Genomic DNA, 25451 nt, shown 5'->3' on the forward strand with positions numbered 1-25451 from the left:
TCGGGCGGCAAGCCTCCCTCCGCTTAAAAAGGTTGCCGGGCTAGGGGACGACCTCGCCGGCCAGGAACCCGCGTGTCCACGCATTCGCGGGTGCGTGAAGCGCCTCGCGGCCTCCCCGCTCGACCACCGAACCGTCGCGCAGGAAGGCCACCTCGGTGGCAAGCCGCCTGGCCTGGAAGACGTCGTGCGTGCACAGAAGAACCGAGCGGCCGGGCTGACGGGCAAAGGCGCCCGTGGCCGCCTCGAGCGCGAGCACGTTGGCGGGATCGAGATTGGCCGTGAACTCGTCGAGGAGGAGGATCTCGGGCTCGACGAGCGTCGCCCGCACGAAGGCCAGGCGCTGGAGCTCCCCGCCCGAGAGGTGCCGCGCAGGGCGGCCGGCGACGTGCGCAAGATCCATGCGGAGAAGCGCCGGAAGCGCCCGCGCGTGCGCCTCCTCGCGCGGCACGCCGCGGACGCGAAGACCCACGGCCGCGTTGTCGAGCACGGTCCCCGCAAGGGCCACCGGACGCTGGAGGACGACGCCCATGCGGCGGCGCGCGGCGAGCGCGTCCCGCGGGAGCGCGCCGTCCACGAGCACCTCGCCGCTTTCGACCGGATGCAAGAGGGCGGCGACGCGAAGGAGCGTCGTCTTGCCGGCGCCGGAAGGGCCCATGACCGCAAGCACTCCGCCCTCGGGCACGGCAAGGTCCACGCCGCGAAGCGCAAGCCGGCCGCCGTGACTTGCCGCCACGCGCGAAAGCGTGAGCCTCACGGGCGGTCCTCCCACAGCGTGAGGGCAAGCACGGTCGCCGCCGAGAGCGCAAGCAGGATCACGCCCAGCAGGACCGCGTACTGGAGGTCGCCCCTTCCGGTCTCAAGCACGATCGCGGTCGTGAGCACGCGCGTGTGCGACTGGATGTTGCCGCCCACGATGATGACGGCGCCCACCTCGCCGATCGCGCGCCCGAAGGCCAGCATGAGCGCGCCCACGAGGCTCCGGCGGATCTCGCGCAGCAGCATCCCGCGCACCTGCGACTCGCTTGCGCCCACGGCGCGCGCGGTCTCACCAAGCAGCGGATCGACCGACGCGACGGCCGAGGCGACCATGCCGGCCAGAAGCGGCGCCAGGAGAAGCACCTGCGCCACCACCATCGCCTCCGGCGTGAAGAGAAGCCCCAACGACCCAAGCGGCCCCGCGCGCGAGAGGAGCAGGAACACGAAGAGCCCGGCGAGCACCGGAGGAAGGCCGTAGAGCGTGCGAGTGAGGACGAGGAACGTGCGGCGAAAACGCGTCCGCCGCTCGCCCAGCCACAACCCCGCCGGCACGCCGAGGACGCCGGCGAGCGCCGTGCTGGCAAGCGCCACCTGGACGGTGAGAAGCGTGATCGCCCCGACGTCGGCGCTCATGCGCCTCCGCCCGAAGCGCCCGCGCGGAACAACGGTCGCCCGTCCACCGCAAACGTCTCGACGGCGGCCCGCCCTTCGGCCGAGAGCAGCCACTCGACGAAGGCCCCCGCCGCCTCGGAGTTGACGCCCGGCACGCGCGAGGCGTCCACCGGAAGCGCGCTGTACACGTTCGTGAGCGCTTCTCCGCCCTGCACGTGGACGACCAGCGCGAGCGCGCTGCGATACGAATGGTACGTGGCCTCGTCGACAAGCGTGTACGCCGAAAGCTCGCTTGCGATGCGCAGCGTGGCGCCCATGCCCTGCCCGACCAGACGGTACCACGGCGCCGGGACGACCTCACGATCGTAGTCGAGGCCCGAAAGCGCCCAAAGCTCGCGCTCGCGCGCGTGCGTGCCCGACCCGTCCCCGCGCGACACGAACGGAGCACCCGCTTGCGCCAACGCAGCCATGGCGGCCGGAGCGTCGAGGCCCGCCACGCGCACCCCGTCCCCCGAGGGGCCCACGATCAGGAACCCGTTGCGCGCGAACACGTGCCGCCCCGTGCCGAACCCTTGCGCGACGAAGGCCTCCTCGAGCGCCGGCGCGTGGGTGAGAAGAACGTCTGCGTTGCCGCGCTTGGCGTCCTCAAGCGCCAAGCCCGTTCCAAGCGCGCGGACGCGAACGTCGATCCCGCGCGCCTGCTCGAAGACCGGAACGATCGAGGCGAGCAGGCCGGAATTCTCAAGGCTCGTCGTCGTGGACACGCGCAGCGCCGGACGCGGGCTGGATTCGAAGGCCGACAGGCACCCGGCGAGCGCGGGGGCCAGAAGCGCGGCGATCGCAAGCGCGGCGACGGTCCGCATGCGGCGCGGTCACCCCGTTATGCTCGCTTAAGCATAACGGCAAAGGTTCTTCGCCCGCCCGACCGTTGGCCACGCCGATGCCGCGCCTGCGCACGCGAAGCTGGCTGGAGGCGCGCGGCCGCGCGGTCCTGCCCGACGACGCCGCCGCGCTCTTGTCGGCCGTTGCGACCGAGGGCTCGCTTGCGGCCGCGGCGCGCGCGACGGGCCGATCCTACCGTCACGCGTGGGGCCTCCTGCGGAAGGCGGAGGAAGCCGCCGGGCGCCCTCTCCTCACGCGGGCGCGCGGGGGCGCGGCGCGAGGCGGCGCGCGCCTTACGCCGGCCGGCGAGCGCGTGCTTGCCGCCTACGAGCAACGGCGCGGCGCGCTCGAGCGCGTCACGGACGAGGACACCTTCTGGCAGGCGATGGGGTACGGCCTGTCGGCGCGCAACCAGCTCCGCGGGACGCTGCGGGCCGTCGAGCGCGACGGCGTGGCGGCCCGCGTCACGATCGACCTTGCGCCCGGCCAGGCGCTGGAGAGCCTCATCACCCGAGCCGCCGCCGACCACCTCCGCCTGCGGGAAGGGCTTCGCGTGAGGGCCGTGATCAAGGCCACGGAGGTCATGATCCTCGCGCCCCCGCGCAAGCGTCCACCGTCGTGAGAGGGTGACCGTTGAAGGCTCGCCGGCCGGCGCCCGAAGGGCCCCTTGCCCCCCAGGTCCCCTGCGGTCGATTCCCCCGTTTCTCCCGAGAGCGCCTGACGCAGCGGGGAAAAGGAGCGGGCGACCAAGCAGACGTGGGTGCAAAGGGTTTGGCACAAGGCACCGACGACTGGCTCTCTTTCCTGAACGCCGAGGCGCGCAGCCTGAAGACGCTTGCCTCCGAGGCCGACAAGGGCGACCTTCGGTGCGCGCTCGTCGACGCGCTCGTCTCCCAGTACAAGTTCCCCATGAAGGTGACCTTCCGCGGCTACGTCGCGCGCGAGCGCGTGATCAAGAAGATCAAGGTGCGCGCCGGAGACGGCGGCACGGAGGAGGCCGACAAGCCCTACCTCGAGGTCGTGCCCGAGCGGTACAGCCAGGAGGCGTGGGACCTCCTCGGCGGCATCCTCGTTCCCATGAAACGCGGATTGCAACCCGGCTCCGTGCTCGAGCTCACGCTCGACATCCAGTCGCCCAAGCGGTACAAGCTCAGCCCGCCGGGCATCCTCTCTTCCCTGCGGAGCTGCGACATCGTCGTGGGCGTAGAGGCCTAGGGCACGCGCCAGACCTCGTACCGCACGCGCCCTTTCTCCACCGCGTCGCGGATCCTGCGCTCATCCGAGGAGATCTCGCCGCGGCCGGACTTCACCTCCACGAGCACGATCCAGGGCAGATCGGCGCAGGCGCCGTCCCTGGCCGCGCTGTAGCCGTCGAACACGACAAAGTCCACCGGCTTTCCGATCCAGCGCGCGTCCGCCGGATTCCATCGGAAGCCCGGCAGCATGGGCGCCAGCTGCTCGACCGCATTCCCGCGCACGACGGCGCGCTGGCGCACGGCCGTGTCCCGGCGCGCGGCCGCGACGGCGGCGGCGCGGCCGGCCCGGGCAAGGGCCCACCCGAGGAGGAAGGTGAGGATCGCGAGGGCCAGCGCGTCGGCGGCAAGCATGCGAACGCTGAGGCGCGCGGGGTCAAGAGGTTTGGGGCGCAGCGCGCAAAGGGCGGCCGCTCCGCTATCCAAGCCAGTGATGAAAGAAGAGTGAGTGGGTGGTGACAGCGAACGTCCTTGCGGACCCTGGCAAGCCAGGCACGCTTCCCAGCCGGTCTCCCAAGCCGGTACCTCGTGGCACGCAGGAGGGCTTAACTTCCGAGTTCGGGACGGGATCGGGTGTACCCCTCCGCCATGACCGTCAAGCCACCCACTGCAACCGATCTTGCGATCGGTTGACCGTGAATCACATACGCGAACCCGTTTGAAGGTTGAGTCATAATCGCGGAACGACGGCTAGAGCGGTTAGTAGCGGCGGGCTGAGCACCTCGCCGAAGCTCGGTGCGTACACCCCCGCTCTATCGAACCGGTCTTCTACCGGAGCTCGAATGCCTCGTTTTAGGGTGGGTTTCGGGCTTAGATGCTTTCAGCCCTTATCCCTTGGCGCGTGGCTGCTCGGCGATGCCCTGTCGGACAACCGATGGACTAGTGGCGCCGAGACCCAGTTCCTCTCGTACTATGGGTCCCTTCCCTTCAGGCATGAACAGTTCCTAGAGATAGCAACAAACCTGTCTCACGACGGTCTGAACCCAGCTCACGATCCCCTTTAATGGGCGAACAACCCCACCCTTGGCAGCTGCTGCACCACCAGGATGGAGAGAACCGACATCGAAGTAGCAAGCCTCGTGGTCGATATGGGCTCTTGCACGAGACGACTCAGTTATCCCTGTGGTAACTTTTCTGATATCATTGGGCCCCACCAGGGAGCCTCAATGGTTCGCTAAGCCCTGCTTTCGCATCGCCGATGGTTGTTGGGCCCATCGGCGTCAAGGTAGCTTTTGCCTTTGCACTCTACGGCCGATTCCTGTCCGGCCTGAGCTACCCATTGGGCACGCTTGATATCTTTTCGAGCGTGTGGCGCCCCACCCAAACTGCCCACCTATGGGTGTCCTGCCGAAGCAGTGAGCAATACAAAGTTCGAAGGGCGGTGTTTCATCGGCCCCTCCACGGAAGCTAGCGCCTCCGCTTCGACGGGTCCCGCCTACGCTACACATCGAACTTCGTATCACAACCACAGGCTGCAGTAAAGCTCAACGGGGTCTTCGCTTCCCCTAGGAACGTACTGGACTGTTCGCCAGTATGTCGTTTTCACCGGACTGTTTGCGGGGACAGTAGCGCCCTCGTTGGACCATTGATGCAAGCCGCCAATTAAGCGGCAAGGTATTACGCTACCTTAAGAGGGTCATAGTTACCCCCGCCGTTTAGCGGCCCTTCGTCCCATTGTACTGGGGTTTCAGGTACCGCCACTGGGCAGGATTGAGCCACCATACACATCCTTTCGGACTTGCGGTGACCTATGTTTTGGTTAAACAGTCGGAGCGCCCTTGTCACTGCGACCAGTCGCTTTCGCGGCTGGCACTCCTTCTCCCGAAGTTACGGAGCTAATTTGCCGAGTTCCCTCGCAAACGTTGTATCCGATACGCCTTGGCCTTCTCAGCCAGGGGCACCTGTGTCGGATCTCGGTACGGACACGACAAGCGACTCTGCAAAACTTTTCACGGGCGCCTGGCATCAGCGGAAGACCCCCGGAGGGATCCCGTTCGCACATTCCTTCGGTTCTCACCATTACGGTACTCCCCGAAGTTCGGTGCTTAGCGACACAGACGAGTGCCGTCCACCTAGCCGGACGCGTCATTCTGCAGACAAACTTGCCGTGGGGCCGGAATATTAACCGGCTTCCCTTTCGACCAACTCAGGTAAGGTTGGCCTTAGGACCGCCTAACCCTCGACTGACGATCATCGTCGAGGAAACCTTGCCCTTCCGGCGGAACGGATTCTCACCGTTCTACGCTGTTACTCACACCAGGATTCTTGTTCCAACACGCTCCAGTGGACCTCAAAGCCCACCTTCCACGCATGCAGGACACCGCCCTACCGCATCACCTTTCGGTGGCCCGCGGTATCGGGGGCCGACTTAGCCCCGTCCATTTTCAGGGCCCGTGACCTCGGCCAGTGAGCTGTTACGCACTCTTTAAAGGATTGCTGCTTCTGAGCACACCTCCTAGCTGTCTTAGGCCACGGACGCCTTTTGTTATGTCACACTTAGTCGGCACTTAGGGCCCTTAACCGCAGTTTGGGTTGTTCCCCTTTCGCAACACAAGCTTACCCCAGTGTCGCTCACTGCCCTCCTTCTACGACGATGGCACGTTCGGAGTTTGACAGCAGGCCGAGAGGTTTCCCTCCCTAAACCCGCGATCAGTGCTCTACCGCACCACCCGTCTCCGGAGAGGTCTGCCTGCGGGCAGTCTCGGGCGGAACCAGCTATCCCCATTCTCGATTGGACTTTCACCCCTTATACGCAGCTCAACGGAACGATTTGCACGTCAGTTTCCGGTCGGTCCTCCACCCCACTTTCGTAGGGCTTCAACCTGGCCACGCATAGATCGAATGGCTTCGGGTCTCCCTCCATTGACTCCAGGCGAACGCACCTCGCGCCTCGTTTTCACTGCGCGCACGTTGGTTTCCCTGCGGCTCCGACGGTTGACGTCTTAGCCTCGCCAATGGATAGAACTCCCTGGTCCGTTTTTCAGCACGTACGACACGACGCTGCTCCACCACCTCGCGGTGGCTTCGTTGCTTCCACGCCGTGGCAGTCTGTAACCGTCTGGTTTCAGGGACTTTTCACCTCCCGTCAGGGGTGCTTTGCAGCTTTCGCTCACGCTACTACTGCGCTATCGGTCTCAAGGTGTGTTTAGGGTTGGATGTTGGTGCCACCCAATTTCGCGCGGGGTATCCGGCCCACGCTACTCGGAAGACTCCCAATCGTCCTGCCGGGTTTCGGTTACGGGGCTATCACCCTCTTCGGCGCTGCGTTCCAGCAGACCTCGCCTAACCGGCGTCGGACGTGCGAGAGTTCAAAACTCCACATCTCCCCACGCTCGTCGCGTGGGGATTCGGATTGCCCTGTTCCGTGTTCGTTCGCCACTACTAACGGAATCTCGGTTGATTTCTTTTCCTCCGCTTTCTAGGATGCTTCACTCCAGCGGGTTCCCGTTCCTTACGGAACGCCGACCGAAGTCGGCAGGATTCCCATTCGAGGATCCACGGATCGGAGACTCCATGCGTCTACCCGTGGCATATCGCAGCTTGGCACGCTCTTCATGGGCACTTGAGCCGAGCCATCCACCAGACGGCGTAACAGCCGTCTAACGATTACGACTCAACTGGCGTCCGGGTTCGCGTATGCATCGACCTTCATCGCCCGGCGCGCCGGATGGGCGCGTCTTACGGACTGGGCCGCTTCCCCGACGCGCCTAGGTAGCGGCGTCGCCGGGTGCACGTGATTGTCATGAATCGGACCGCCCGAAAGCGGTTCGAGATGACTTGGAATTGGGAACCGACCGGTCCATCGTGCGATGGACGTGGTGGGATTCGAACCCACGACTTCCTCATTGCAAATGAGGCGATCTTCCGCTGATCTACACGCCCGGCGTGGCCGGGCATGCGGTCCGCTTGGAATGAACGTTATGCTGTGCAGCGACGTGATTTGGTGCTCGCTTCCTTGTTTTCTGCCAAACGGCTGCCGAAGGTCCTTTCGAACCTCTGGCAACCGCAAGGTCGTTGTCGTAGACCCTCACGTACGAGGTTTCGTAGGAGGTGATCCATCCGCAGGTTCCCCTACGGATACCTTGTTACGACTTAACCCTCCTTGCAGAGCCCGGATTCGAATGTCACAAAGCGAGACACCCTCATCCAGACCCTACTCAGATGGTTTGACGGGCGGTGTGTGCAAGGAGCAGGGGCATATTCACCGCGCCATTTTGAGACGCGATTACTACGGAATCCAGCTTCACGAGGGCGAGTTGCAGCCCTCGATCCGAACTATGAACGGGTTTCGGGATTGCCTTCCCCTCTCGGGGTTGAAGCCCATTGTCCCGTCCTTTGTAGCGCGCGTGTAGCCCGGAGAATTCGGGGCATACTGATCTATCGTTGCCCAATCCTTCCTCCACTTTAGCAGTGGCGGTCTCCACAATGTGCTTCCCATCCGGAGATGGGAGTGGCAATTGGGGATATGGGTCTTGTTCGTTATCTGACTTAACAGAACGCCTTACGGTACGAACTGACGACGACCATGCACCACCTCTCTGCAATTCGGCCAAAGTCGTCAGCTTGGGCCACATGTAGCAGTCGTCTCCGGTGAGCTTCCCGGCGTTGAATCCAATTAAACCGCACGCTCCTCCCGTTGCGGTGCTCCCCCGCCAATTCCTTTAAGTTTCAACCTTGCGGCCGTACTCCCCAGGCAGTGGTCTTAACACCTTCGCTCCGGCACCGAATGCCCTCGTAGGACTTCCGACACCAAGACCACAGCGTTTACAGCTAGGACTACCGGGGTATCTAATCCCGTTTGCGCCCCTAGCCTTCGTCCCTCACCGTCAGATCCGTTCTACCTCGACGCCTTCGCCACCGGTGGTCCCCGCAGGATTACAGAATTTCACCTCTACCCCGCGAGTACCTCGAGGCTCTCCCGGTCTCAAGCCTGCCAGTCTACCCGGCGTTCGAACCGTTAAGCGGCCCGATTTACCCAGGCATTTAGCAAGCCGGCTACGGACGTTTTAGGCCCAATAACAATGAGCACCACTTGGGCTGCGGGTATTACCGCGGCGGCTGGCACCCGTCTTACCCAGCCCTTACTCTCCCTGTTTTTTAGACAGGAAAACAGCCAGCACATAGTGCTGGCACTTGGAGTCACCCCGTCGTGGTTGCCCACATTGCGGAGTTTTCGCGCCTGCTGCGCCCCGTAGGACCTGGGTTCGTGTCTCAGAACCCATCTCCGGGCGACGTCTCTCAACGCCCGTACCCGTCGTAGCCTTGTCAGGTCGTTACCCTGACAACGAGCTGATAGGCCGCAGAGCCATCCTCGAGCCCCGGAAGTTTCGCCCTGGAAGCGTTCCAGCATCCCAGAGCTATGGGGTATTAGCCTCAGTTTCCCGAGGGTATCCCCCACTCGAGGGTAGGTTCTCCGCGTGTTACTGAGCCGTCTGCCGAGGTCTTGCACCTCTCGACTCGCATGGCTTAAGCTGACTCCAATAGCGGTGCCCGCCGGCAGGATCAACCGGAGTTTGGCCACCGGACCTTTGCTCGCGCGTGCGAGCCAGCCAGGTCCGGTGAACCGGTCGGACTCTCGCCGAAGCGAGAGCTCCTGCGGCAGAAAAAAGGAAGCGAGTTTGCACCTCACGTCGTTGCACTGTTGATCGGTTCCCACGTCAGCTCCGAGAGGTCACGTCAGAGGGCGCCGGACCGTGTGGATCACGGGCGCCGTGTCGGGTTTCTCGGACCTCCATGAAAGCGCGGCCGGCCGGAGCCGTGCGCCTGTTCCGCGGCCTGGATGGAACCCCTTTCACAGCGGGCGTACGCCCGGACTCCAAGGGCCTTGTAACCGCGGAGTGATTGCTTGTCCACCTACCTGACGAGGTAGGCCCCTACAGATACGTTACATCGTATTTGTGGGTTGCGAGCGCCCGGACGACGATCGGCCGCCGAGACGGTCTCGCAGGCTCGCCACGGGTTTTCCGTGGGTCAGAACCAGTGTGCGTCGGGCGCTCTTGGCACCCGGTGCGCCTTCCCTCGTATGCGCGCTTTCTATAAGAACGTTGCGCCGTCGGGGGCCGTTTTTCAGACGGCGGAATCAAAGTTCACGCTTCACGGCGCTTGCCCGGCATAGTGCACGTGCCCGATCTTGACGCCCCCGACCTCGCGGGAGCGGGCGAAGGCGTAATGCAGCCGCTCGTCGGGCCCAAAGGTCACGCTCACGTAGTCGAGAAGCTCGCGGTCGGAGGCGCACGCGGCGCCGTGGAGGCAGAAAGGCCCGACTTTCACGGGTTCGTCGCTCACCTTCGCGATCGTCCACGTGGCGCCGGCGTCGCGCGAATCCGCCGCGTAGGCGAACCATTGCGCGTCGGCGGGCGCTTGCCGCGGATCGCCCGTGGACGCTCCGCCGTACCACCCGACGGTGACGTGCCCGTCCTTCTGCGCCGCCACCCACGGGAGCCCGTGGACGCCCTCGGCTGCAATGGCGTGCGGTGAGGTCCACGTGCGCCCCTTGTCGTTGCTTGTGGAGACGAGAAGCGCGATGTGCTCCCCGCGCCGCTCCTGCCAGGCGACGTACATGCGGCCGGCGGCGTCTGCGGCTCCTTGCAGGGGCCAGACGCCCTCGAAGGCGGTCTCGATGGGCGCGATGGCGTGCTGCGTCCACGTGCGGCCGTCGTCGGCGGAGATCGCGTAGGCGGCTTCGCCCGGATCGAAGAGGTAGTCGCCGAAGACGGCCGCGTACGGAACGACCATCTCGCCGCTTGGAAGCCAGAAGGGGTGCGCGATGAGGTAGACGTAGTTTGGCTTGGGCGGGGCCACGACGACGGGAAGGCTCCAGCTCTCGCCGTGGTTGCGCGAGAAGACGCCCTGGATGTCGTTTACGATCTCGCTTCGCTCGCGCGCCGTGAGCGTCTCGGGATGGTTGTAGCCGCTCCAGAAGAGACCGATAAAGCCGCCCTCGCGCGCGAGGAGCCATTGGCGGTCGATGTTCGCGGGCTCCGGGATGGTGACGGGCGCGGACTGCCACGTCTCGCCACCGTCGCGGCTTCGCTCGACAAGGTAGTTGCCCACGCGGTGGGTGCCCGCGACGGGCGCGCCCCAATTCCACCAGTCGGTGTAGTAGACCCAGCCGTCCGTCGTGGCCACGACGTCCGCGTCGCTGCTTCCAAACGGCCGTCTCGTGCCTGAAACGGTCCCAAACGGCGAGTCGCGGATGGGCTCCCGAAGCGTCTGCCAGCTTTGCCCGCCGTCGCGCGAGCGCCACAGCCAGGCGGCGCCCTCGAGCGCGTTCGGGCGATCTTGGCCTCCCGCGACGGCCGTGATGAAAATCGTGCCGTCGGGGAGTACCGCGAGGTTGGGCTCGGCTCCGCCGCTTGGCTGCGCCATGCCAACCGAAGGGCCAAAAGCAAGCGACGGAAAACCCTGGCGTTCCTCCTCGCGTGCGCCCTCGGAGGGCGGCGGGGGGCCGGCCAGGCATCCGACAACGACGAGCGCCAACAGGAGCAGGGCAAGCGGGCGCACGGGGCGCACTTCTCCTCCCCCGAGAAATACCTTGGGACGAGGGCGGCGGGCATTCCGGCGCCCCGCGCGAATAAACGCTTATCTACGAGGCTCCCAATCGCCCGCCATGGGCCAGCCTCGACCCGGCATCCACGAAGGGATGTCCATCACGTTCCTTGGCACCGGCGGCAGCTGGCCCACCGCCGAGCGCAACACGGCCTGCATCGCCGTGAAGCGGGGCCCCGAGGTGATCCTGTTTGATTGCGGCGAGGGGACCCAGCGGCAGTTCCAGCGCAGCAAGCTCAGCTACATGCAGGTCCGCAGGGTGTTCGTCTCGCACCTCCACGCGGACCATTTCCTGGGGCTTGCCGGCCTTCTGCAGACGATGTCCATGAACGAGCGCGTCGACCCGCTCGAGGTTTACGGGCCCCCCGGCATCGCCGAGATCGTGGCCGGCTTCACGCGCCTTGCCTACTTCAAGCCCTCCTTCGCAATCGACGTGCGCGAGCTTCGCGACGGCGACGTGGTCCCCTTCCCGGGCTACCGCATCGAGGCCCGAGCGGTCAAGCACAACGTGCCCAACCTCGGCTATGCGCTCGTCGAGGATCCGCGCCCGGGCCGCTTCAACAAGCCCCGCGCGCTTGAGCTTGGCGTGCCCGAAGGACCGGCCTTCGGGTCGCTGCAGACGGGCACGCCCGTCACGCTTGCCGACGGGCGCGTCGTGCGGCCCGAGGACGTGCTGGGCCCGGCGCGTCGCGGGCGCAAGATCGCCTACTCGGGCGACGCCGTCCCGAGCGAGGCCATGGTGGAGCTTGCTCGCGACGCCGACGTGCTCGTCCACGACTCCACGTTTGGCGACGACTATGCGGAGGCCAACGCCTACGGGCACAGCACCTCGACGCAGGCCGCCTACGTGGCCAAGAAGGCCGGCGTGCGCGCGCTGTACCTCACCCACTTCTCCGCACGCTACCGGGACGTGCGGCCCCTCCTCGAGTCGGCGCGGCGTCTCTTCGAGAAGACGCACGCGGCCCACGATTTCCTCGAGATCGACGTCGCCTTCACGGAAGAGCCCGCGGAGGCGTCCCCCGAGCCGCCGGGCGTCGCGCCGGCCACGGCACGCCGGCGAAAGGCGTAGGGCGTGGCGGGCGCGCTTGCGCGCGACGCGGTCGAGGGTGACTCGTCTTAGGCTTTGGGACCAAGCCTCAAACGCCGCCCGGACGCTTCGATCCTTGCATCACAAGCGAGGTATACCCCGGAGGTCGCCTGCGGCGGCGGTGAACGAAATGCGAACCCTACGCATCGCCGCGCTCGCCGCTGCGCTCGTGCTCTCGACGGCCGCCCTTGCCGCCTCGCTCCCAGCCGCGTCGAACCGGGGAATCGAGAACGCCTCCGAACGAAGCAACCGCGAGCTGCCCTCGGGATCCCAGCCGGAGGAAACCGGCGACTCGGGGAACGAGGCCGGCCCCGCCTCGGAGCCTTCGCGCGGCCGCGGGCTTGCCGTCGCGCTCGAGCACGTTCCCGAGCGCGTGGCCGAGAAGCTGACCGCGATCCAGCAGGCGTTTGCCGACGGCCTCACGGGCCTTGGCGCGCTCCTGCGGGATCTGTTCGACCGCGCCCGCGCCGCCGCGGGCGCCTCCGCAAGCGGCTAGCCGCCTGGCCGCTTGTCGTCGGCCGGGGCCCGTCGATCGCCCGCCTTCCCTCCGGGTCCCGGCCGTCCTTCTTCTTCCTCCGGCTCTTCCGCCTCCGCCGACGGTTCGGAAGGTTCCTCGGATCCTTCGAGCATCTCCTCGGGCGTCCACTCGCGCCGTTGCGCGCGCAGGAGCTCCCGAAGATCCGCGGGCGAGAGCGCCTCGCGATACTTCTTGGCCCGCGTGTCCGGCGCGGCGCGGTCGATGAACGCGCGAAGCTCCTCGGGCGCGTCGGCTTCGAGGCGCACGACGATGTCGCCAAGCGGACCTCGCACGGTGGCGAAGTTGAGCCGGCCCGCGACGGCGGCCTGCTTGTTGATCTCAAACGCCGTCGTGCGCTCGTCGCGCGAAAGGTTCCCGAGCAGGATGGCGCGCGCCGTGTCCGCGATCTTGGCGCGCGCGATGGCCTCCGCGAGCCCCTTTGCGCCCTCCTCGCTGCCCGCGACGCGCGCGCCGGTCGTTTCGAGCGCGGCGCCCGGGAAGAACGCGCGCACGGCCCGCTCCACGAGCGCCGGGTCCTCCGTGGGCTGCACGGCCGCCGACACGCGTGCGACGATCACGGCGGCGCGCCCCCGCTTGGCCACTTGCCGCCGGCGGCGGTTTCCAGGATTGCGCGGATGCTCGCGCGCAGCGGCTCGAGCCCGCCGTCGTTGTGGATCGTGACGTTGGCCGCCGCCATGGCGCGCTCGATCCCGAAGGCCTTCTCGCGAGCGTCGCGCGCGGCAAAGAGCGCGTGGTCGGCCGTCTCGTCGTGGCGCTTGCGCTCCTGGATGCGACGCCAGCGCGTCGCCTCGTCGGCCACGACGGCCACGAGCAGGAAGTCGCGCCGGAGCGTCGCCCGCAGGTGGTCCACCTCGTCCGGGCTGCGCACGCCGTCGACGACGAGGAGGTCGTAGCCGCGATGCGCGACGCGGCCAAGCGTGAGCTTGGCCCAAATCGCCGGGCCGTGCCGCTCGCGCATCTCGCGCGCCACGCGCGCCACGTTCTCCTCGGTGAGGGGAAGCTCCCGCGCGCGCACCTCGTCCCACACGCAGTCGCCCATGCGCGCGACGGGCAGGCCCATCTCGCGCGCGACGTCGGCGGCGACGGTCTTGCCCGCGCCGGGCAGGCCCGTGAAGGCGATGACGCGCATCCACGAGGCGGAGCGCGGGCGGGCAGATAACCGTGACGGGGAGGGTTCCTGCGCACTTGCGCAGGAAAACGGCGGGCCGCGGGTCCGGAAACGCTAAGCGCCTCCGCTGGCATGGGCGCCCGTTGGCGCGCCGCACGGTCTCGCCCGGGCTTCCGCTTGCCGGGAAGCGCATCGTCCTTGGCGTCTCGGGCAGCATCGCAGCCGTCGTGGCGCCCACGCTTGCGGAGAGGTGGGTGCGCGACGGCGCGTCGGTGCTGCCGGTCCTCTCGCCGGCCGCGCAGCGGCTCGTGCGGCCGCCCGCGTTTGCGGCGGTGGGTTGCAAGCCCGCCGTGACGTCGCTCTCGGGCCGCGGCGAGCACGTGGCCGCGCTTGGCGACGCGAGGGGCGGCGGGGCCGATCTTCTCGTCCTTGCGCCCGCGACGGCCAATACGGTGTCGAAAGTCGCGCTTGGCGTCGACGACAACGCCCTTCTCACCTTCGCCACCACGCTTGCGGCGCGCGTCCCGATTCTCGTCGCGCCGGCCATGCACGCGACGATGCTCGCGAATCCGCCCGTGCAGGAGAACCTCGCGCGGCTGCGGGCCCGCGGGGCCGTCGTGCTTGCCGCGCGGATGGAGGAGGAGGCGGCGAAGATGGCCTCCATCGAGGAGATCGACGCGCACGCGCGTCGGCTCCTCTCCGGCCGGCCGCTTGCCAACCGCCGCGTGCTTGTCGTGGCCGGGCCCACGGCCGAGCCGCTGGCGGAGGATCTCGTGCTCACGAACCGCGCCTCGGGCGCGACGGGCGTTGCCCTTGCGGAGGAGGCGTTCCGTCGGGGCGCGGAGGTGGAGCTTTGGATGGGCGACGTCGAGGAGCCGGTTCCGACGTGGATTGGCTTCCGCCGCTTTTCGACCGTGGACGACCTCCTCGCGCTTGCGCCGCTTGCCCGCGGCTTCGACGCGGTGTTCGTCCCGGCGGCCGTCGGCGACTACGCCCCCGCCGCACGGGCAAACGGGCCCGGCGAGGTTCCCCTGCGCCCGCTTCCGAAGTTCGTCGACGCGGTCCGGAAGCACTTCGCCGGGCCGCTTGTCGCCTGGAAGGCCCAAGCGGGCGGGGACGACGCGGCGCTTCGCCGCCGCGCGCAGGAGCTTCGCGCGCGGCTCGACGCGACGCTTGTGGTGGGGAACCGCGTCGAGGACGTCTCCGCCGCGCGCACGCGGGCGCTCCTCGTGGCGGCTCGGTCGGCGCAGCCCTTCGAGGGAACCCGCGAGGCGCTCGCCGCCGCCCTGCTCGAGGCCGTTTTCCCGCGGCGTTAAAATAGCGGGGCGCCCGTCCGCTCTCGATGCACGTGCTCGTCGCGCGCGACCTCGCCAAGACCTACGGCCGGGGCGCGGCGGCCGTCCGGGCGCTTGCGGGCGTCACGCTCGAACTCTTGCCCGGCGAAGTGGTGGCCGTGCGCGGCCGCTCGGGCTCCGGCAAGACGACGCTTCTCAACCTCGTGAGCGGGCTTGACGCTCCCGACGAGGGAACCGTCCACGTCCTGGGCCACGACCTCGCGCGGCTGTCCACGGCCGAGCGCCTGGCGCTTCGCGCGCGCGAGGTGGGCTTCGTCTTCCAGGACCCGGCGCTCGTTCCCGAGCTCACGCTTCTCGAGAACGCGGCGCTGGCCGCTCGCATCCGCGGGTTTGCCCCCGCGGCTGCCAGGGAGCAGGCGCGCGCCGCGCTCACCGCGGTGGGCCTGCGCGCGCTTGCCGACCGCTTCCCGGCGGAGGTCTCCGGGGGCGAGGCGCAGCGCGCAAGCGTGGCGCGGGCGCTCTCCAAGGAGCCGCGCCTGCTGCTGGCCGACGAGCCCACCGCAAGCCTGGACCACGAGAGCGCCGCCCTTGTGGCAGACGCCATCGCGCGCTTCGTGCGCGAGGGCGAGCGCGCCGCGGTCGTCGTGACGCACGACGACGTGATGGCCTCGCGCGCCACGCGCTCGCTGCGGCTGCGCGACGGCGCGCTCGCGCCGCAGGAGCTGCCGGCGTGAGCCTCGCCCTTCGGTCGGCGGCGCGCGTCTGGACGCGCCGGCCCGCGGGCCCGCTGCTTGTCGCCCTTGGCGTTCTCGCCGCGACGCTTCTTGTGGGCGCAAGCGACCTTGCGCTCTCGGACGCGCGGCAGGCCGAGCGCGACACGGACGCCCGCGCGTTGGGCCGCGTGCTCGGCACGGTCCTCACGCCCGGCGGCTACACGGTTGCGCAAGAGCGGCTGGAGGCGCTCCAAGGCGAGCTTGCGCAGGCCGCGCGGCCCGGCGTTGCGCCCCAGACCGCGTTCCCCGTCCATCTCGAGCGAGAGGCGCTCGCCTCCTCCGGGGAGCGCACGCACGCGGGCGTTCGCCTCCTGGGCCTTTCGTCCGAGAGCCTGCGCGCGTTGGGCCTGCCCGAACCGGCTGCCGGCGAGGCCTTGTGGGACCCGGGCGCCTCCGGTCTTGCGCCCGCGCGCGCCACCTTCCGCGTGCAGCAGGCGCCGGCACAAGAGGTGCGCGTGGCCGACAGCGCGCAAGGTTCGCTCTTCCTTGCAAGCCGCGTCGGCAACACGTACGTGCACAGCGACAACGACGTCTTCCGCTTCGAGTTCGCCGTTCCCGAAGGCGCGCGCCGGCTGGAGGCGCGATTGTCCACGGCCGACGCGGGAACCGACTTCGACCTCGAGCTTCTGCCGCCCTCGGGCGATCCGATCCTCGACGACGCGGGCACGCCCGCCGCGCCCGTCCTTCCCAACCTCACGATCGAGGCCCCGGCGGCGGGCCGCTGGACCGCGCTTGTCCACGCGAAGCTCGCGCAGGGCGTCGCCTTCCGGTTCGAGCACGCAAGCGTCTTCGACGCGCGCGACGCGCAAGCGCTCGGTCGCCTCCTGTCGGGGCAGGGATGGCGCGCCGTGGCCGCGCAGGTGGGGCTCCTCGAGCAGGCCCGCATCGAGCGCGCGCTCGTGCGGGCCGATCTCTCCGCGCTTGGCCCCGGCGCGCACGGCCTTGCGGTCGTGGCGCTCTCCGATCTCCAGGCGGAGCTCGACCTTGCCGGCCAGGCCTCGGGTCTTCTCGTGCTCGCCGCGCCCGGCGAGGACGCGCTCGCGGGCATGCCGCCCCCGCTTGCCTCGCGAGTCGAAGGCGTCCTCGCCCGCGCCAGGGAGGGCGCCGGCTCGACACTTGACCCGCTGCGGGGCCTTGCGCTCGACGCGACGGCAAGCCGCTTACGCGAGGAGCGCGAGGCCCGGCTGTCCACGACCGAGCGCCTTCTCGCCGTCGCCGTTGGGCCGGGCGCGGTCGCGGGCCTTCTCCTTGCGACGTGGGCCGCCGGGTTCCACACGGGTCGCCTGGCGAGCGAGGTTCGCGTCCTCTCCGCGCTGGGAGCGCGCCGCCGCACGACCTGGGGCCTTGCCGCGCTGCACCTTGCGCCCGCCTTTGGTGCCGGCGTTCTCCTGGCGCTTGCGGCCTCGCCGCTTCTGGGAAGCTTCCTTGCCCGCGGCCTTGGCCTTGCGCACGGCGGCGCGCTTGCGCCCGGGCTTGCCGTCCTCCTCGTCCCCTTGGCGGCCGCCGTGCCGGTTGCGCTCTCCGTGTGGTGGTCGCTTCGCCGCGCCGTCCAAGGCCGCGCGCCGCGGCCCTCCTCGCCGCCGGCTCCCGCCCGCGCGCGCATCCTCCTGGCCGCGCCGCTTCTGGCAAGCGCCGTCCTTCTGCTTGCCCTTGCGCCCGAGGCGCCCACGGAGGCCTTCTCCTCGGCCGCGCTTGCGGCCGCCGCCTTTGCCACGGCCATCCTCGTGGCGCCGTGGGCCGAGCCCCTCCTCGCGCGCCCCCGCGCGCTTTCGCCCTCCGCGCTCGGATGGTTCCGGACGCGACGCTCCCACCGCGCGCACGCCGTCGCGGCCGCCGCCACCACGCTTGTCCTTGCGAGCCTCTTCGCGGGCCTTGCGCTTGCGAGCGCCGCCGCGCCCGACCCGCAGCGCGAAGCGGGCGGCTACGCCGTCGTCGTTGCGCTGCCCGGCTTCGTGGAGGACGCCACGGCGGTCCTGCCGCGCGAGCCCGCGCGCGCCGAGGCGGCGCGCGCGCTGCTGCGCGAGACGCTTGGCATCGACGCGCTCATGCGCGTCACGGGCGTGGGGCTGCACTCGGCGTCCACGCGCGAGCAGACGGTGTACGGCATCGACACGTCCTTCGCGCAGCGGCACCGCCACGCGGTCCGCTCGCTCGACCCGTCCGTGCACGACCCCTTCCTCGCCGTGGCGACGTCGAGCGACCTTGCCGTCGTGAGCTCCTCCGTGCACGCGTCCCTCGGCTCGGACGAGATCCGTCTCGAAGGCCCGCTTGGCGCGCTCTCCTACCGCGTCGTTGGCGTCGTCGAGACGCGCCTGCTCGAGGGCGTGTACGTCTCCAAGCAGGCGCTGCCCGTGCACTTCACCGCGCTTGCCGGCGAGCAGCGCGTGCTCCTCGACCCGGGCGCCGACGCCGACGCGTTTGCCGCGCGCTACCAGGACCTCTTCCGCGACGCGGGCGCGTCGGCCCTCTCCGCCAACGCGCTCGTGCAGGAGCGCCTCGCGGGCCAGGTGCGCGCGGGGGCGACGCTGCAGGCGCTTGCGCTCGTCGGCGTGGCGACCTCGTTCCTTCTCGTCGTCCTCTTGGGCCTTCGCGCGCGGGCGGAGCGCCGCGCGGCCGACGGCGTGCTCCTGGCCCTTGGGGCATCCCGGAACGCCGTCGCGGCCGGGCTTGCCGTCGAGGTGGCCCTGCCGCTCCTGGTCGCGTTCGCCCTCTCGCTTGCGCTTGCGCTTCCGGCCGCCGCCGCGCTCGACCGCATCTCCGGCCTCGCCTTCCCGCTCCTTCCGGTCGACGCGCTTGCCCTCGCGAGGACGGCGGTTTGGCTCCTGGCGGCCCTCTTTGCCGTCGCGGTCGCCATGGCCGTCGCCCTCGCGCGGTCGTCGGTGCGGCGGGTCGACCGCGAGACGATGCAGGAGCTGCGTTGACGAACGCGTTGCCGCCGCGACCACAAAATACTTTGCGAGGTCGCGGCTTCGGCCGCGCGATGAACTCGCGCGCCGTCGCGCTTTCCGTCCTGTTTCTGGCCGGCACGCTTGCGGGCTGCGCCGGCCCGACGCCGCCTCCGCCCCCGCCCAACGGCAACGGAGGAGACGAGGACCCCGTCGCGCACATCCCCCGCTGGAACCTCGGCGACGCGTGGACCTACACGGCGCAGACCTCCGAGTTTCCCGCCTCCACGTCCACGATGGTGGCCTACGACGACGACGGCAACCACTATTGGGTGGGCGTCACGGACCGCACGCAGGCGCTCGTCCACGCGCTCTTCAACGTGAACCCGCAGCTCGGCCGCATCCAGAAGGGCAACCTCGCCATCTACGAGAAGGGCGAGCCGCGCGCCATGTACCGCTTCCCCATCCGCGACGGCGACACGTGGGACACGGACCTCTTCCTCTCGCTCCACAAGGGCACGCTTCGCGCCACGGCGACCTACCGCGAGGACATTCCCACGCGCATGGGCCCCCGTCCCGGCTTCGAGATCGTGGCCACCAACAACGCGGGCTTCCGCCTCGCGTACGACTTCATCCCGCAGATCAAGTGGTTCTCGAAGCTCCAAGTCACCGACGGGCGCGGCCAGGTGCTGCACGACCTGCAGGTTTCCGAGCACCGCACGAACGTGCGGGAGACGGCCTACTTCGTCCGCGGCGACGACCTCTTCCAGGAGACCTTCGGCCCGCCCGGCGGGCTTGCGCAGACGTACTCGCGAACGGTGCTCGTGGACGGCGCGAGCTCCAAGGAACGCAAGCCCTACGACGTCCTCGCGTTCAACGTCCGCGTGCAGGTGGGCAGCAGCGCCAACGAGCGCGCCGACGTGCGCATCAGCGACCCCGCGGGGCGCGCCGTCTACGAGCGCACGTTCCTGCAGAGCCAGACCGACGAGTTCCGCTTCGAGACGATCGACCAGCCGCGCGCGGGCAACTGGCGCGTCGAGGTCACGCTCACGGGCACCACGACGGCGACGGTCATGCTCGCCGGCGCGTGGGAGTACTACGGGACGGCGCCCTAACGCGCACAACGTATACAGATGTATACATACGTATACATTGACGGGCTCAGCGCGCCGGCAGGCGCTTCTCGAGCTCGGCGACGACCTGCTGGAAGGCCTTTGCCGCGGCGCTGTCCTCGTCGCCGAGCACGAAGGGCACGCCCTCGTCGCCGTGCCGCGCGATGGGCGGGTGCAGCGGGATCGAGCCGAGGAAGGGGACGCCCGTCTCGCGGGCCGCGCGCTCGCCGCCGCCCTTTGCAAACACGGGCGTCTCCTGTTGGCAGTGCGGGCACACGAAGCCGGACATGTTCTCGACGATGCCAAGCACGCGCAGGTTGAGCGCCTTTGCAAAGCCGATGGACTTCACGATGTCGAGCACGGAGACCTCCTGCGGCGTCGTCACGACGACGGCGCCGTCCGCCTGCGGGATCTCCTGCGCGATGGAGAGGGGCTCGTCGCTTGTGCCGGGCGGAAGGTCGAAGAAGAGGAAGTCGAGGTCGCCCCACGCGACGTCGCCGAGGAACTGCTGCAGCACGCCGATCTTGATGGGGCCGCGCCAGATGATGGGCTTGTTGGGGTCCTGCGCGAGGAAGCCCGTGGAGACGACCTTCATGCCGTGGGCGGCGACGGGAACGAGGCGCTCGCCGTCGCTTGCAACCCGCGCGCCCTCGACGCCGAGCATCTTCGGGACGTTCGGGTTCGTGAGGTCGGCGTCGAGCACGCCCACGCGCTTGCCCGCGCGCGCGAAGGTCGCGGCGAGGTTCACGCAGACGGTCGTCTTGCCGACGCCGCCCTTGCCGCTCATGACGACGATCTTGCGGTCGATGCGGTCGAGGTTGTTCTTGATGCGCTCCATCATCTGGACGCGCGCCAGGAACGCTCGCGCCCGCTGCTGCGCTTCCGGGTTGGCCTGCGGAAGGGCGCCGGAACGCGGGCCGGCGGGGGGCGGGGGCGTGGCCATCGCGCCTCGTAGCCGTTCGTAGTATCTAGAGGTTGCGGGGACGCGGCGCGCGGCCATCGCTTGCGCGTACGTGGCGCCGCGTGTTCGCCGAGCTTAAGACCCCGCGCGGCGGTCCGGGCGTCCGATGGGTCGTGCGACGTCCGCGGCGGGCCGCCTTGCCCTTGCGCTTGCCGCGCTTTCCCTCTTCGTGCTCGCGATCCTTCTGCTGAAGAACGGGGCAAGCTCCATCCAGCCTTTCGTGCGGGGCTTCCTGCAGGTGGACGGGCCCGTGTCGGCGTTGGGCTTTGGGTGGCTTCTCTCCTACGTGGCGCTGTCGGGATCGCCCGTGGCGGCGACGGCGATCGGGCTTCTGGGCGGCGGGCTTCTCACGAACATCGAGGCCTTCTTCATGATCGGCGGCAGCCGGTTTGGCGCGGCCATGGTCGTGCTGCTCATCGGCTTCATCTACCAGCTTCGCGGGCACGCGCGCCACACGAGCCTCATGACGGGCGTGCTAGCGCTCATGGTCACGATCACGATCTACCTGCCCGCGCTTGCGCTTGGGTACTTCGTCTTTTCCTCGGGCGCGCTCGACGGGATCCAGGTGGGCACGCCGCCGCAGGTCGCCGACGTGATCGATCTCACGTTCGGGCGCGTGGCCGACGCCGCGCTGCAGGCGTTGGGCGGCGTCCCCACGTTCCTCCTCGGGTTGGCCACGGTCGCGGGCGCGTTGTCGCTGTTCGACCGCGCCGTGCCGGACTTCGATCCTCGCAGCGGCCGCGTCCCGCGCATGGCGGGCCGCATCTACCGACCGAGCGTCATGTTCGCCTTTGGCATGGCCGTCACGGCGCTCACGCTCTCCGTTTCCGTCTCGATCTCGCTTCTCGTCCCCCTGTCGGCCAAAGGCTACGTGCGGCGCGAGAACCTCATCCCGTACATCATGGGCGCCAACATCACGACCTTCATCGACACGCTGCTTGCCGCCATCGTGGCGGGCGCCGGGTTCACGGTCGTGCTCGCCGAGATGGCGGCCGTCTTCGTCGTTTCGCTCGTCGTGATCGGGCTCTTCTACACGCCCTACGAAGAAAGGCTCATGTCGTTGACCAACACCATCGTCTCCTCCACGCGATCGCTCCTCGTGTTCCTCGTGGTGCTCGTGCTATGTCCGCTGCTGCTGCTGGTCCTGTGAAGCCCCCCGACGACGCTGCGCCCCGCCGGCGCATCCTGCTTGTCGTCCACGACAGCCCCGAGGGCGCCGACGCGGCCGCCATCGCAGGGCACCTGGCGCGCCTGCTGTCGGCCTCCGTGACGATGCTCTCGCTCACGCACTCGTTCGACCGGCGGATCCGCGCGTACCAGCGCGCCGACGAGGCCATGGGAGAGGTTCCCGCCCGCGAGCGCCTCTCGGCCGTGGGGCTCATCGAGTGGGAGCTTCCCCGCATCGCAAACGCGGGCAAGTACGACCTCGTGGTGCTCGCGCGCCTGGGAGGGCTCGACGCGCTCACGGGGCGCCTGCTCGTGCCGCTTACGGTGCGGCACATCCACACGAACGTCCTTCTCGTGCGCGGCAAGCGGCGGACGATCCAGAACGTGCTCGCCTGCACGGCCGGCTCGGGCGCAAGCGACCCCGTCGATGCGGCGATCGACCTTGCGCAACGCGGCGGGGCGCGGCTCCACGTCCTCCACGTCCTCTCGCACATGCCGCTTGAGTCGGAGGGCCCGCTTGAGATCGGGCAGCTCCTGGAGCTCGAGCATCCGGCGGCGCAGGCGCTCGCGAACGCCGAGCGGGCCTTGCGCGCGCGGGGCGTCCAGGGCGGCGTTCGCACGAGGGTCGGGCTTGTCGTCGAGGAGATCGTGCAGGAGGTGCACGATGGAGGGTACGACCTCGTCGTCGTGGGCTCGCACGAGAGCACGCGCGGAGGAAGGCTCACGCTCGACGTCGCCGACTACGTCATCGGGCACGTTCCTTCGAGCGTGCTCGTCGTGCGGGCGTGGGCGCCTTAGCTCTCGAAGGCGCCGGCCAGGAGCACGCCGATTCCAAAGACGAGGAACATGAGGAGGAACAGCAGGAGATCCCCGCCCAGGAACAGGGCGTTCACGGGGATCACGATCCACGGCAGCACGAGGAGAAGCATCGCCAGGGTGAAGGGCATGCCCGTCTGCGCGCCGTCGTTTCCGCGTCCGAACACGGTGGCCACGCCGCGCGCAATGCGGCGTCCGGTTATAAGCTTCTCGGACCTTCCCGCCGGTCGCGTGGGACGCCACGCCGGCCCGGGTGCGGCCCAAAGGCTATAACGGGCCCCGGGTTTGGACGGCCAAGGGAGTTCCCATGGCTGCCAAGGAGTACGGCCTTTACGTCGACGGAAAGTGGACGGACGCGTCGTCGAAGGACCGCCTCGACACGATCAACCCGGCCACGGGCGAGGTGCTCGCCCGCTTCCCCAAGGCCACGCGCGAGGACACCCGCTCCGCCATCGAGGCGGCCAAGCGCGCGTACCCCTCCTGGGCGGCCACGCCCGCGCCCCGCCGGGGGGAGATCCTCCTCGAGGCCGCGCGCATCCTCCGCCGCCGCAAGAAGGAGCTCTCCGAGCTTGTGACAAAGGAGATGGGCAAGGTCCTTCCCGAGGGCGCAGGCGACGTCCAGGAGGCGATCGACTTCTACGAGTACATCGCCGGCGAGGGCCGCCGCCTGCTGGGCGAAACGACCACCTCCGAGCTCAAGAGCAAGTTTGCCATGTGGGTGCGCCGTCCGAAGGGCGCCGTCGGCCTCATCACGCCGTGGAACTTCCCCATCGCGATCCCGAGCTGGAAAACGGGCGCGGCGCTTGTCGCCGGAAACACCTGCGTCTTCAAGCCCGCGAGCACGACGCCGCTTTGCGCGGCCGCGCTTGTCGAAGTCCTCGAGGAGGCCGGCCTTCCGCCGGGCGTGCTCAACCTCGTCACGGGCGACGGATCGGTCGTGGGTCGCGAGATCGCAGAGAACCCGGCGGTCGCGCACGTGAGCTTCACGGGCGGCACGACGGCCGGGCGGGACGTCTACACGCGCGCGGCGGGCCTGCTCAAGAGCGTCGAGCTCGAGATGGGCGGCAAGAACCCGCAGATCGTGCTCGACGACGCGAACCTCGACCTTGCGCTCGACGGCGTCCTGTGGGGCGCCTTCGGGACGTCCGGCCAGCGCTGCACGGCGACCTCGCGCCTCATCGTGCACGAGCGCGTGTATGACGAGCTCGTCGCCCGCCTCGCCGATCGCCTTCGCACATTTGCCGTCGGAAATCCCCTGGAGAGCGCGACTCAGATGGGGCCCGTCCACAGCGAAGACCAGCTTGCCACGGTCGAGAAGTACGTGAAGATCGGCCTTACGGAGGACAAGGCGAAGCTCCTCTCGGGCGGCAAGCGACTCACGGGCGGCGCCTACGACAAGGGATTCTTCTACGCGCCCACGATCTTCGAGGCGCGTCACGGGATGCGGATCACCAAGGAGGAGATCTTCGGCCCCGTGCTCTCGGTCCTCAAGGTGCGCGACTTCGACGAGGCCGTCCGCGTGGCAAACGACGTCGAGTACGGCCTCTCGTCCTCGATCTACACGCGGAACGTCAACCACGCCTTCCGGGCCATCGAGGCGCTCGACACGGGCATCACGTACGTGAACGCTCCCACGATCGGCGCCGAGGTGCACCTGCCCTTTGGCGGCACGAAGAACACCGGGAACGGCGGCCGCGAGGCGGGGACCACGGCCGTGGACGAGTTCACGGAGCAGAAGGCCGTCTTCGTGGACTACTCGGACAGGCTCCAGCGGGCCCAGATCGACAAGGAGTAGGCCGGTCTCCGTTGGAAACCGCCCTCCTGGGGCATCCGAACAACGACTCGCCAAAACCCTTATTTCCCCGCCGGGGAACGACGGCCCGGAGGCTTGGAGGATCCTCGCCCCGGCGCCCACCGCCGGGCGCGGACGCGACCCCCCACGGTCCGCACGACAGCGGGAATCCTTGGTCGGAAAAACCGGCCTTCGGAGGCGCGCGAAGGCGCGGCCATCGGCCGCGCCCGCCGCCCCCTATTCTCGTTCCAGCACCGCTTCGTGCACCGCTCCTAGGACCTCGCGCTCCACCGCGAGGGCAAAGAGCCTGCGGCCCAAGTCCTCGAGCACCCGCGCGCTTGCCGGCTCCGGAAGCGCGAAGGCAACGCCGACGTCCACGTCGAGAAGGACGAGGTTCTCCGCCGGCGCAAGCCCGAGGTCCACCGCCTCCTTTCCCGCAAGCGCGGCCTCGACGGACTCAAGCGAGGCTTCGCCGGCCGCCACGCGCCGGGCGGCCTCCACCATGCGCCGCACCTGGTTCCAACGGAACGAGGGTGCGGTGACGTCGAGGGCCACCATGGCTCCCCGATCGGCGATCTCGACTGCGTCCAAGCGCCCCCGCCTTGGCCCCTCGTCGTCCTCGTCGGGCCGGGAGAAGCTCGTCCAGTCGTGCTCGCCCACGAACGCGAGGAGCGCGCGGGCAAGCTTGCGGTCGTCGAGGCCCGACGCCGGCAGGAAGTAGCGGTAGCGGCGTCGGGCCTCGACGACCGCAAGCTTGCCCGCGCGCTCCTCGCGTTCGTGGGCGAGCACGACTGGACGAGCTTCTCCCGGCCCGACGAGGACGACGAGGGGCCAAGGCGGGGGCGCTTGGACGCAGTCGAGATCGC

21 protein-coding genes, 1 tRNA gene and 3 rRNA genes are annotated in these 25451 nt (G+C 68.9%); 11 read left to right on the plus strand and 14 right to left on the minus strand.

All coding sequences use genetic code 11. The annotated features are described in order from the left end of the window. Window positions 1–40: 40 nt before the first annotated feature. From VM681_02295 to VM681_02305, 3 genes are read right to left on the minus strand one after another with little or no spacing between them, the layout of a single operon-like run. On the minus strand, window positions 41–754 hold the full coding sequence (locus VM681_02295) for an ATP-binding cassette domain-containing protein (GenBank protein ID HVL86832.1): 714 nt from the start codon (window positions 752–754) through the stop codon (window positions 41–43). Next, window positions 751–1389, minus strand: coding sequence for an ABC transporter permease (locus tag VM681_02300; GenBank protein ID HVL86833.1), 639 nt, complete (start codon window positions 1387–1389; stop codon window positions 751–753). Before VM681_02300 ends, VM681_02295 begins: the two co-directional genes overlap by 4 nt. After that, window positions 1386–2231 (minus strand): substrate-binding domain-containing protein, encoded by an 846-nt coding sequence (locus VM681_02305; GenBank protein HVL86834.1) that lies wholly within the window; start codon window positions 2229–2231, stop codon window positions 1386–1388. The genes VM681_02300 and VM681_02305 overlap by 4 nt, the downstream gene beginning before the upstream one ends. 77 nt (window positions 2232–2308) lie before the next feature. Between VM681_02305 and VM681_02310 the strand changes: the two genes are divergently transcribed. Continuing rightward, on the plus strand, window positions 2309–2872 hold the full coding sequence (locus VM681_02310; GenBank protein HVL86835.1) for a TOBE domain-containing protein: 564 nt from the start codon (window positions 2309–2311) through the stop codon (window positions 2870–2872). 149 nt (window positions 2873–3021) lie between these two features. Next, complete coding sequence (locus VM681_02315) at window positions 3022–3465, plus strand: hypothetical protein (protein ID HVL86836.1); 444 nt, start codon at window positions 3022–3024, stop codon at window positions 3463–3465. Here the strand turns inward: VM681_02315 and VM681_02320 are convergent. The 6 genes from VM681_02320 to VM681_02345 form a co-directional block, all read right to left on the minus strand. Further along, the gene (locus VM681_02320; protein HVL86837.1) at window positions 3462–3857 is read right to left on the minus strand and encodes a Holliday junction resolvase-like protein; all 396 of its coding nucleotides are present in this window, start codon (window positions 3855–3857) and stop codon (window positions 3462–3464) included. The genes VM681_02315 and VM681_02320 overlap by 4 nt on opposite strands. A 124-nt stretch (window positions 3858–3981) precedes the next feature. Continuing rightward, a 5S ribosomal RNA gene (gene rrf, locus VM681_02325) occupies window positions 3982–4103 on the minus strand. An 81-nt stretch (window positions 4104–4184) separates the two neighbouring features. Beyond that, a 23S ribosomal RNA gene (locus tag VM681_02330) occupies window positions 4185–7107 on the minus strand. Between the two features lie 206 nt (window positions 7108–7313). After that, a tRNA-Ala gene (locus VM681_02335) sits at window positions 7314–7385 on the minus strand. A gap of 163 nt (window positions 7386–7548) precedes the next feature. Beyond that, window positions 7549–9016: ribosomal RNA gene (locus VM681_02340) — 16S ribosomal RNA — on the minus strand. Together the 16S, 23S and 5S rRNA genes with 1 tRNA gene alongside form the textbook arrangement of a ribosomal RNA operon. A gap of 580 nt (window positions 9017–9596) precedes the next feature. Continuing rightward, a complete protein-coding gene (locus tag VM681_02345) occupies window positions 9597–11006 on the minus strand; it encodes a sialidase family protein (protein ID HVL86838.1) in 1410 nt (469 codons plus the stop codon). Between the two features lie 106 nt (window positions 11007–11112). Between VM681_02345 and rnz the strand changes: the two genes are divergently transcribed. Continuing rightward, window positions 11113–12120, plus strand: coding sequence for a ribonuclease Z (gene rnz, locus VM681_02350; GenBank protein HVL86839.1), 1008 nt, complete (start codon window positions 11113–11115; stop codon window positions 12118–12120). A gap of 148 nt (window positions 12121–12268) precedes the next feature. Next, on the plus strand, window positions 12269–12634 hold the full coding sequence (locus VM681_02355; protein HVL86840.1) for a hypothetical protein: 366 nt from the start codon (window positions 12269–12271) through the stop codon (window positions 12632–12634). On the opposite strand, the gene VM681_02360 is transcribed toward VM681_02355, so the two are convergent. Beyond that, window positions 12631–13233: an RNA-binding domain-containing protein gene (locus VM681_02360; protein ID HVL86841.1), complete on the minus strand. Its 603-nt coding sequence runs from the start codon at window positions 13231–13233 to the stop codon at window positions 12631–12633. The two genes, VM681_02355 and VM681_02360, sit on opposite strands and share 4 nt — an antisense overlap. After that, window positions 13230–13805, minus strand: a complete 576-nt coding sequence (locus VM681_02365) for an AAA family ATPase (GenBank protein ID HVL86842.1) — start codon at window positions 13803–13805, stop codon at window positions 13230–13232. The genes VM681_02360 and VM681_02365 overlap by 4 nt, the downstream gene beginning before the upstream one ends. A 122-nt stretch (window positions 13806–13927) precedes the next feature. On the opposite strand from VM681_02365, the gene VM681_02370 reads away from it, so the two are divergent. From VM681_02370 to VM681_02385, 4 genes are read left to right on the plus strand one after another with little or no spacing between them, the layout of a single operon-like run. After that, window positions 13928–15100 carry a flavoprotein gene (locus tag VM681_02370; protein ID HVL86843.1) on the plus strand — a complete coding sequence of 391 codons (1173 nt, stop codon included), beginning with the start codon at window positions 13928–13930 and terminating at the stop codon, window positions 15098–15100. A gap of 26 nt (window positions 15101–15126) precedes the next feature. Continuing rightward, a complete protein-coding gene (locus VM681_02375; GenBank protein ID HVL86844.1) occupies window positions 15127–15813 on the plus strand; it encodes an ABC transporter ATP-binding protein in 687 nt (228 codons plus the stop codon). Continuing rightward, on the plus strand, window positions 15810–18773 hold the full coding sequence (locus VM681_02380) for a hypothetical protein (protein HVL86845.1): 2964 nt from the start codon (window positions 15810–15812) through the stop codon (window positions 18771–18773). The genes VM681_02375 and VM681_02380 overlap by 4 nt, the downstream gene beginning before the upstream one ends. A gap of 59 nt (window positions 18774–18832) precedes the next feature. Further along, window positions 18833–19852: a hypothetical protein gene (locus VM681_02385; GenBank protein ID HVL86846.1), complete on the plus strand. Its 1020-nt coding sequence runs from the start codon at window positions 18833–18835 to the stop codon at window positions 19850–19852. A 46-nt stretch (window positions 19853–19898) separates the two neighbouring features. Here VM681_02385 and VM681_02390 read toward each other — a convergent pair whose 3' ends face one another. Continuing rightward, on the minus strand, window positions 19899–20792 hold the full coding sequence (locus VM681_02390; GenBank protein ID HVL86847.1) for an Mrp/NBP35 family ATP-binding protein: 894 nt from the start codon (window positions 20790–20792) through the stop codon (window positions 19899–19901). A gap of 124 nt (window positions 20793–20916) precedes the next feature. Here VM681_02390 and VM681_02395 point away from each other — a divergent pair, with 124 nt between their 5' ends. Both VM681_02395 and VM681_02400 read left to right on the plus strand, forming a co-directional pair. Beyond that, window positions 20917–21960, plus strand: coding sequence for a hypothetical protein (locus VM681_02395; protein ID HVL86848.1), 1044 nt, complete (start codon window positions 20917–20919; stop codon window positions 21958–21960). Beyond that, on the plus strand, window positions 21957–22775 hold the full coding sequence (locus VM681_02400) for a universal stress protein (protein HVL86849.1): 819 nt from the start codon (window positions 21957–21959) through the stop codon (window positions 22773–22775). Before VM681_02395 ends, VM681_02400 begins: the two co-directional genes overlap by 4 nt. Here VM681_02400 and VM681_02405 read toward each other — a convergent pair. Then, window positions 22772–22969: a hypothetical protein gene (locus VM681_02405; protein HVL86850.1), complete on the minus strand. Its 198-nt coding sequence runs from the start codon at window positions 22967–22969 to the stop codon at window positions 22772–22774. The two genes, VM681_02400 and VM681_02405, sit on opposite strands and share 4 nt — an antisense overlap. A 131-nt stretch (window positions 22970–23100) precedes the next feature. Here VM681_02405 and VM681_02410 point away from each other — a divergent pair, with 131 nt between their 5' ends. Beyond that, window positions 23101–24588 (plus strand): aldehyde dehydrogenase family protein, encoded by a 1488-nt coding sequence (locus tag VM681_02410; protein ID HVL86851.1) that lies wholly within the window; start codon window positions 23101–23103, stop codon window positions 24586–24588. A gap of 234 nt (window positions 24589–24822) precedes the next feature. On the opposite strand, the gene VM681_02415 is transcribed toward VM681_02410, so the two are convergent. Then, window positions 24823–25451, minus strand: a 629-nt coding sequence (locus VM681_02415) for a hypothetical protein (protein ID HVL86852.1), incomplete at its 5' end; no start/stop codon positions are given.

The sequence above is a fragment of the Candidatus Thermoplasmatota archaeon genome, from assembly GCA_035541015.1.
Classification (GTDB): domain Archaea; phylum Thermoplasmatota; class SW-10-69-26; order JACQPN01; family JAIVGT01; genus DATLFM01.

Bases quoted from the DNA above. Each gene is read 5' to 3' on its own strand.
- VM681_02310 (HVL86835.1), top strand. From the start codon at position 2,309: ATGCCGCGCCTGCGCACGCGAAGCTGGCTGGAGGCGCGCGGCCGCGCG.
- VM681_02300 (HVL86833.1), bottom strand. From the start codon at position 1,389: ATGAGCGCCGACGTCGGGGCGATCACGCTTCTCACCGTCCAGGTGGCG.
- VM681_02390 (HVL86847.1), bottom strand. From the start codon at position 20,792: ATGGCCACGCCCCCGCCCCCCGCCGGCCCGCGTTCCGGCGCCCTTCCG.
- rnz (HVL86839.1), top strand. From the start codon at position 11,113: ATGGGCCAGCCTCGACCCGGCATCCACGAAGGGATGTCCATCACGTTC.
- VM681_02375 (HVL86844.1), top strand. From the start codon at position 15,127: ATGCACGTGCTCGTCGCGCGCGACCTCGCCAAGACCTACGGCCGGGGC.
- VM681_02355 (HVL86840.1), top strand. From the start codon at position 12,269: ATGCGAACCCTACGCATCGCCGCGCTCGCCGCTGCGCTCGTGCTCTCG.
- VM681_02410 (HVL86851.1), top strand. From the start codon at position 23,101: ATGGCTGCCAAGGAGTACGGCCTTTACGTCGACGGAAAGTGGACGGAC.
- VM681_02395 (HVL86848.1), top strand. From the start codon at position 20,917: ATGGGTCGTGCGACGTCCGCGGCGGGCCGCCTTGCCCTTGCGCTTGCC.
- VM681_02305 (HVL86834.1), bottom strand. From the start codon at position 2,231: ATGCGGACCGTCGCCGCGCTTGCGATCGCCGCGCTTCTGGCCCCCGCG.
- VM681_02320 (HVL86837.1), bottom strand. From the start codon at position 3,857: ATGCTTGCCGCCGACGCGCTGGCCCTCGCGATCCTCACCTTCCTCCTC.
- VM681_02365 (HVL86842.1), bottom strand. From the start codon at position 13,805: ATGCGCGTCATCGCCTTCACGGGCCTGCCCGGCGCGGGCAAGACCGTC.
- VM681_02385 (HVL86846.1), top strand. From the start codon at position 18,833: ATGAACTCGCGCGCCGTCGCGCTTTCCGTCCTGTTTCTGGCCGGCACG.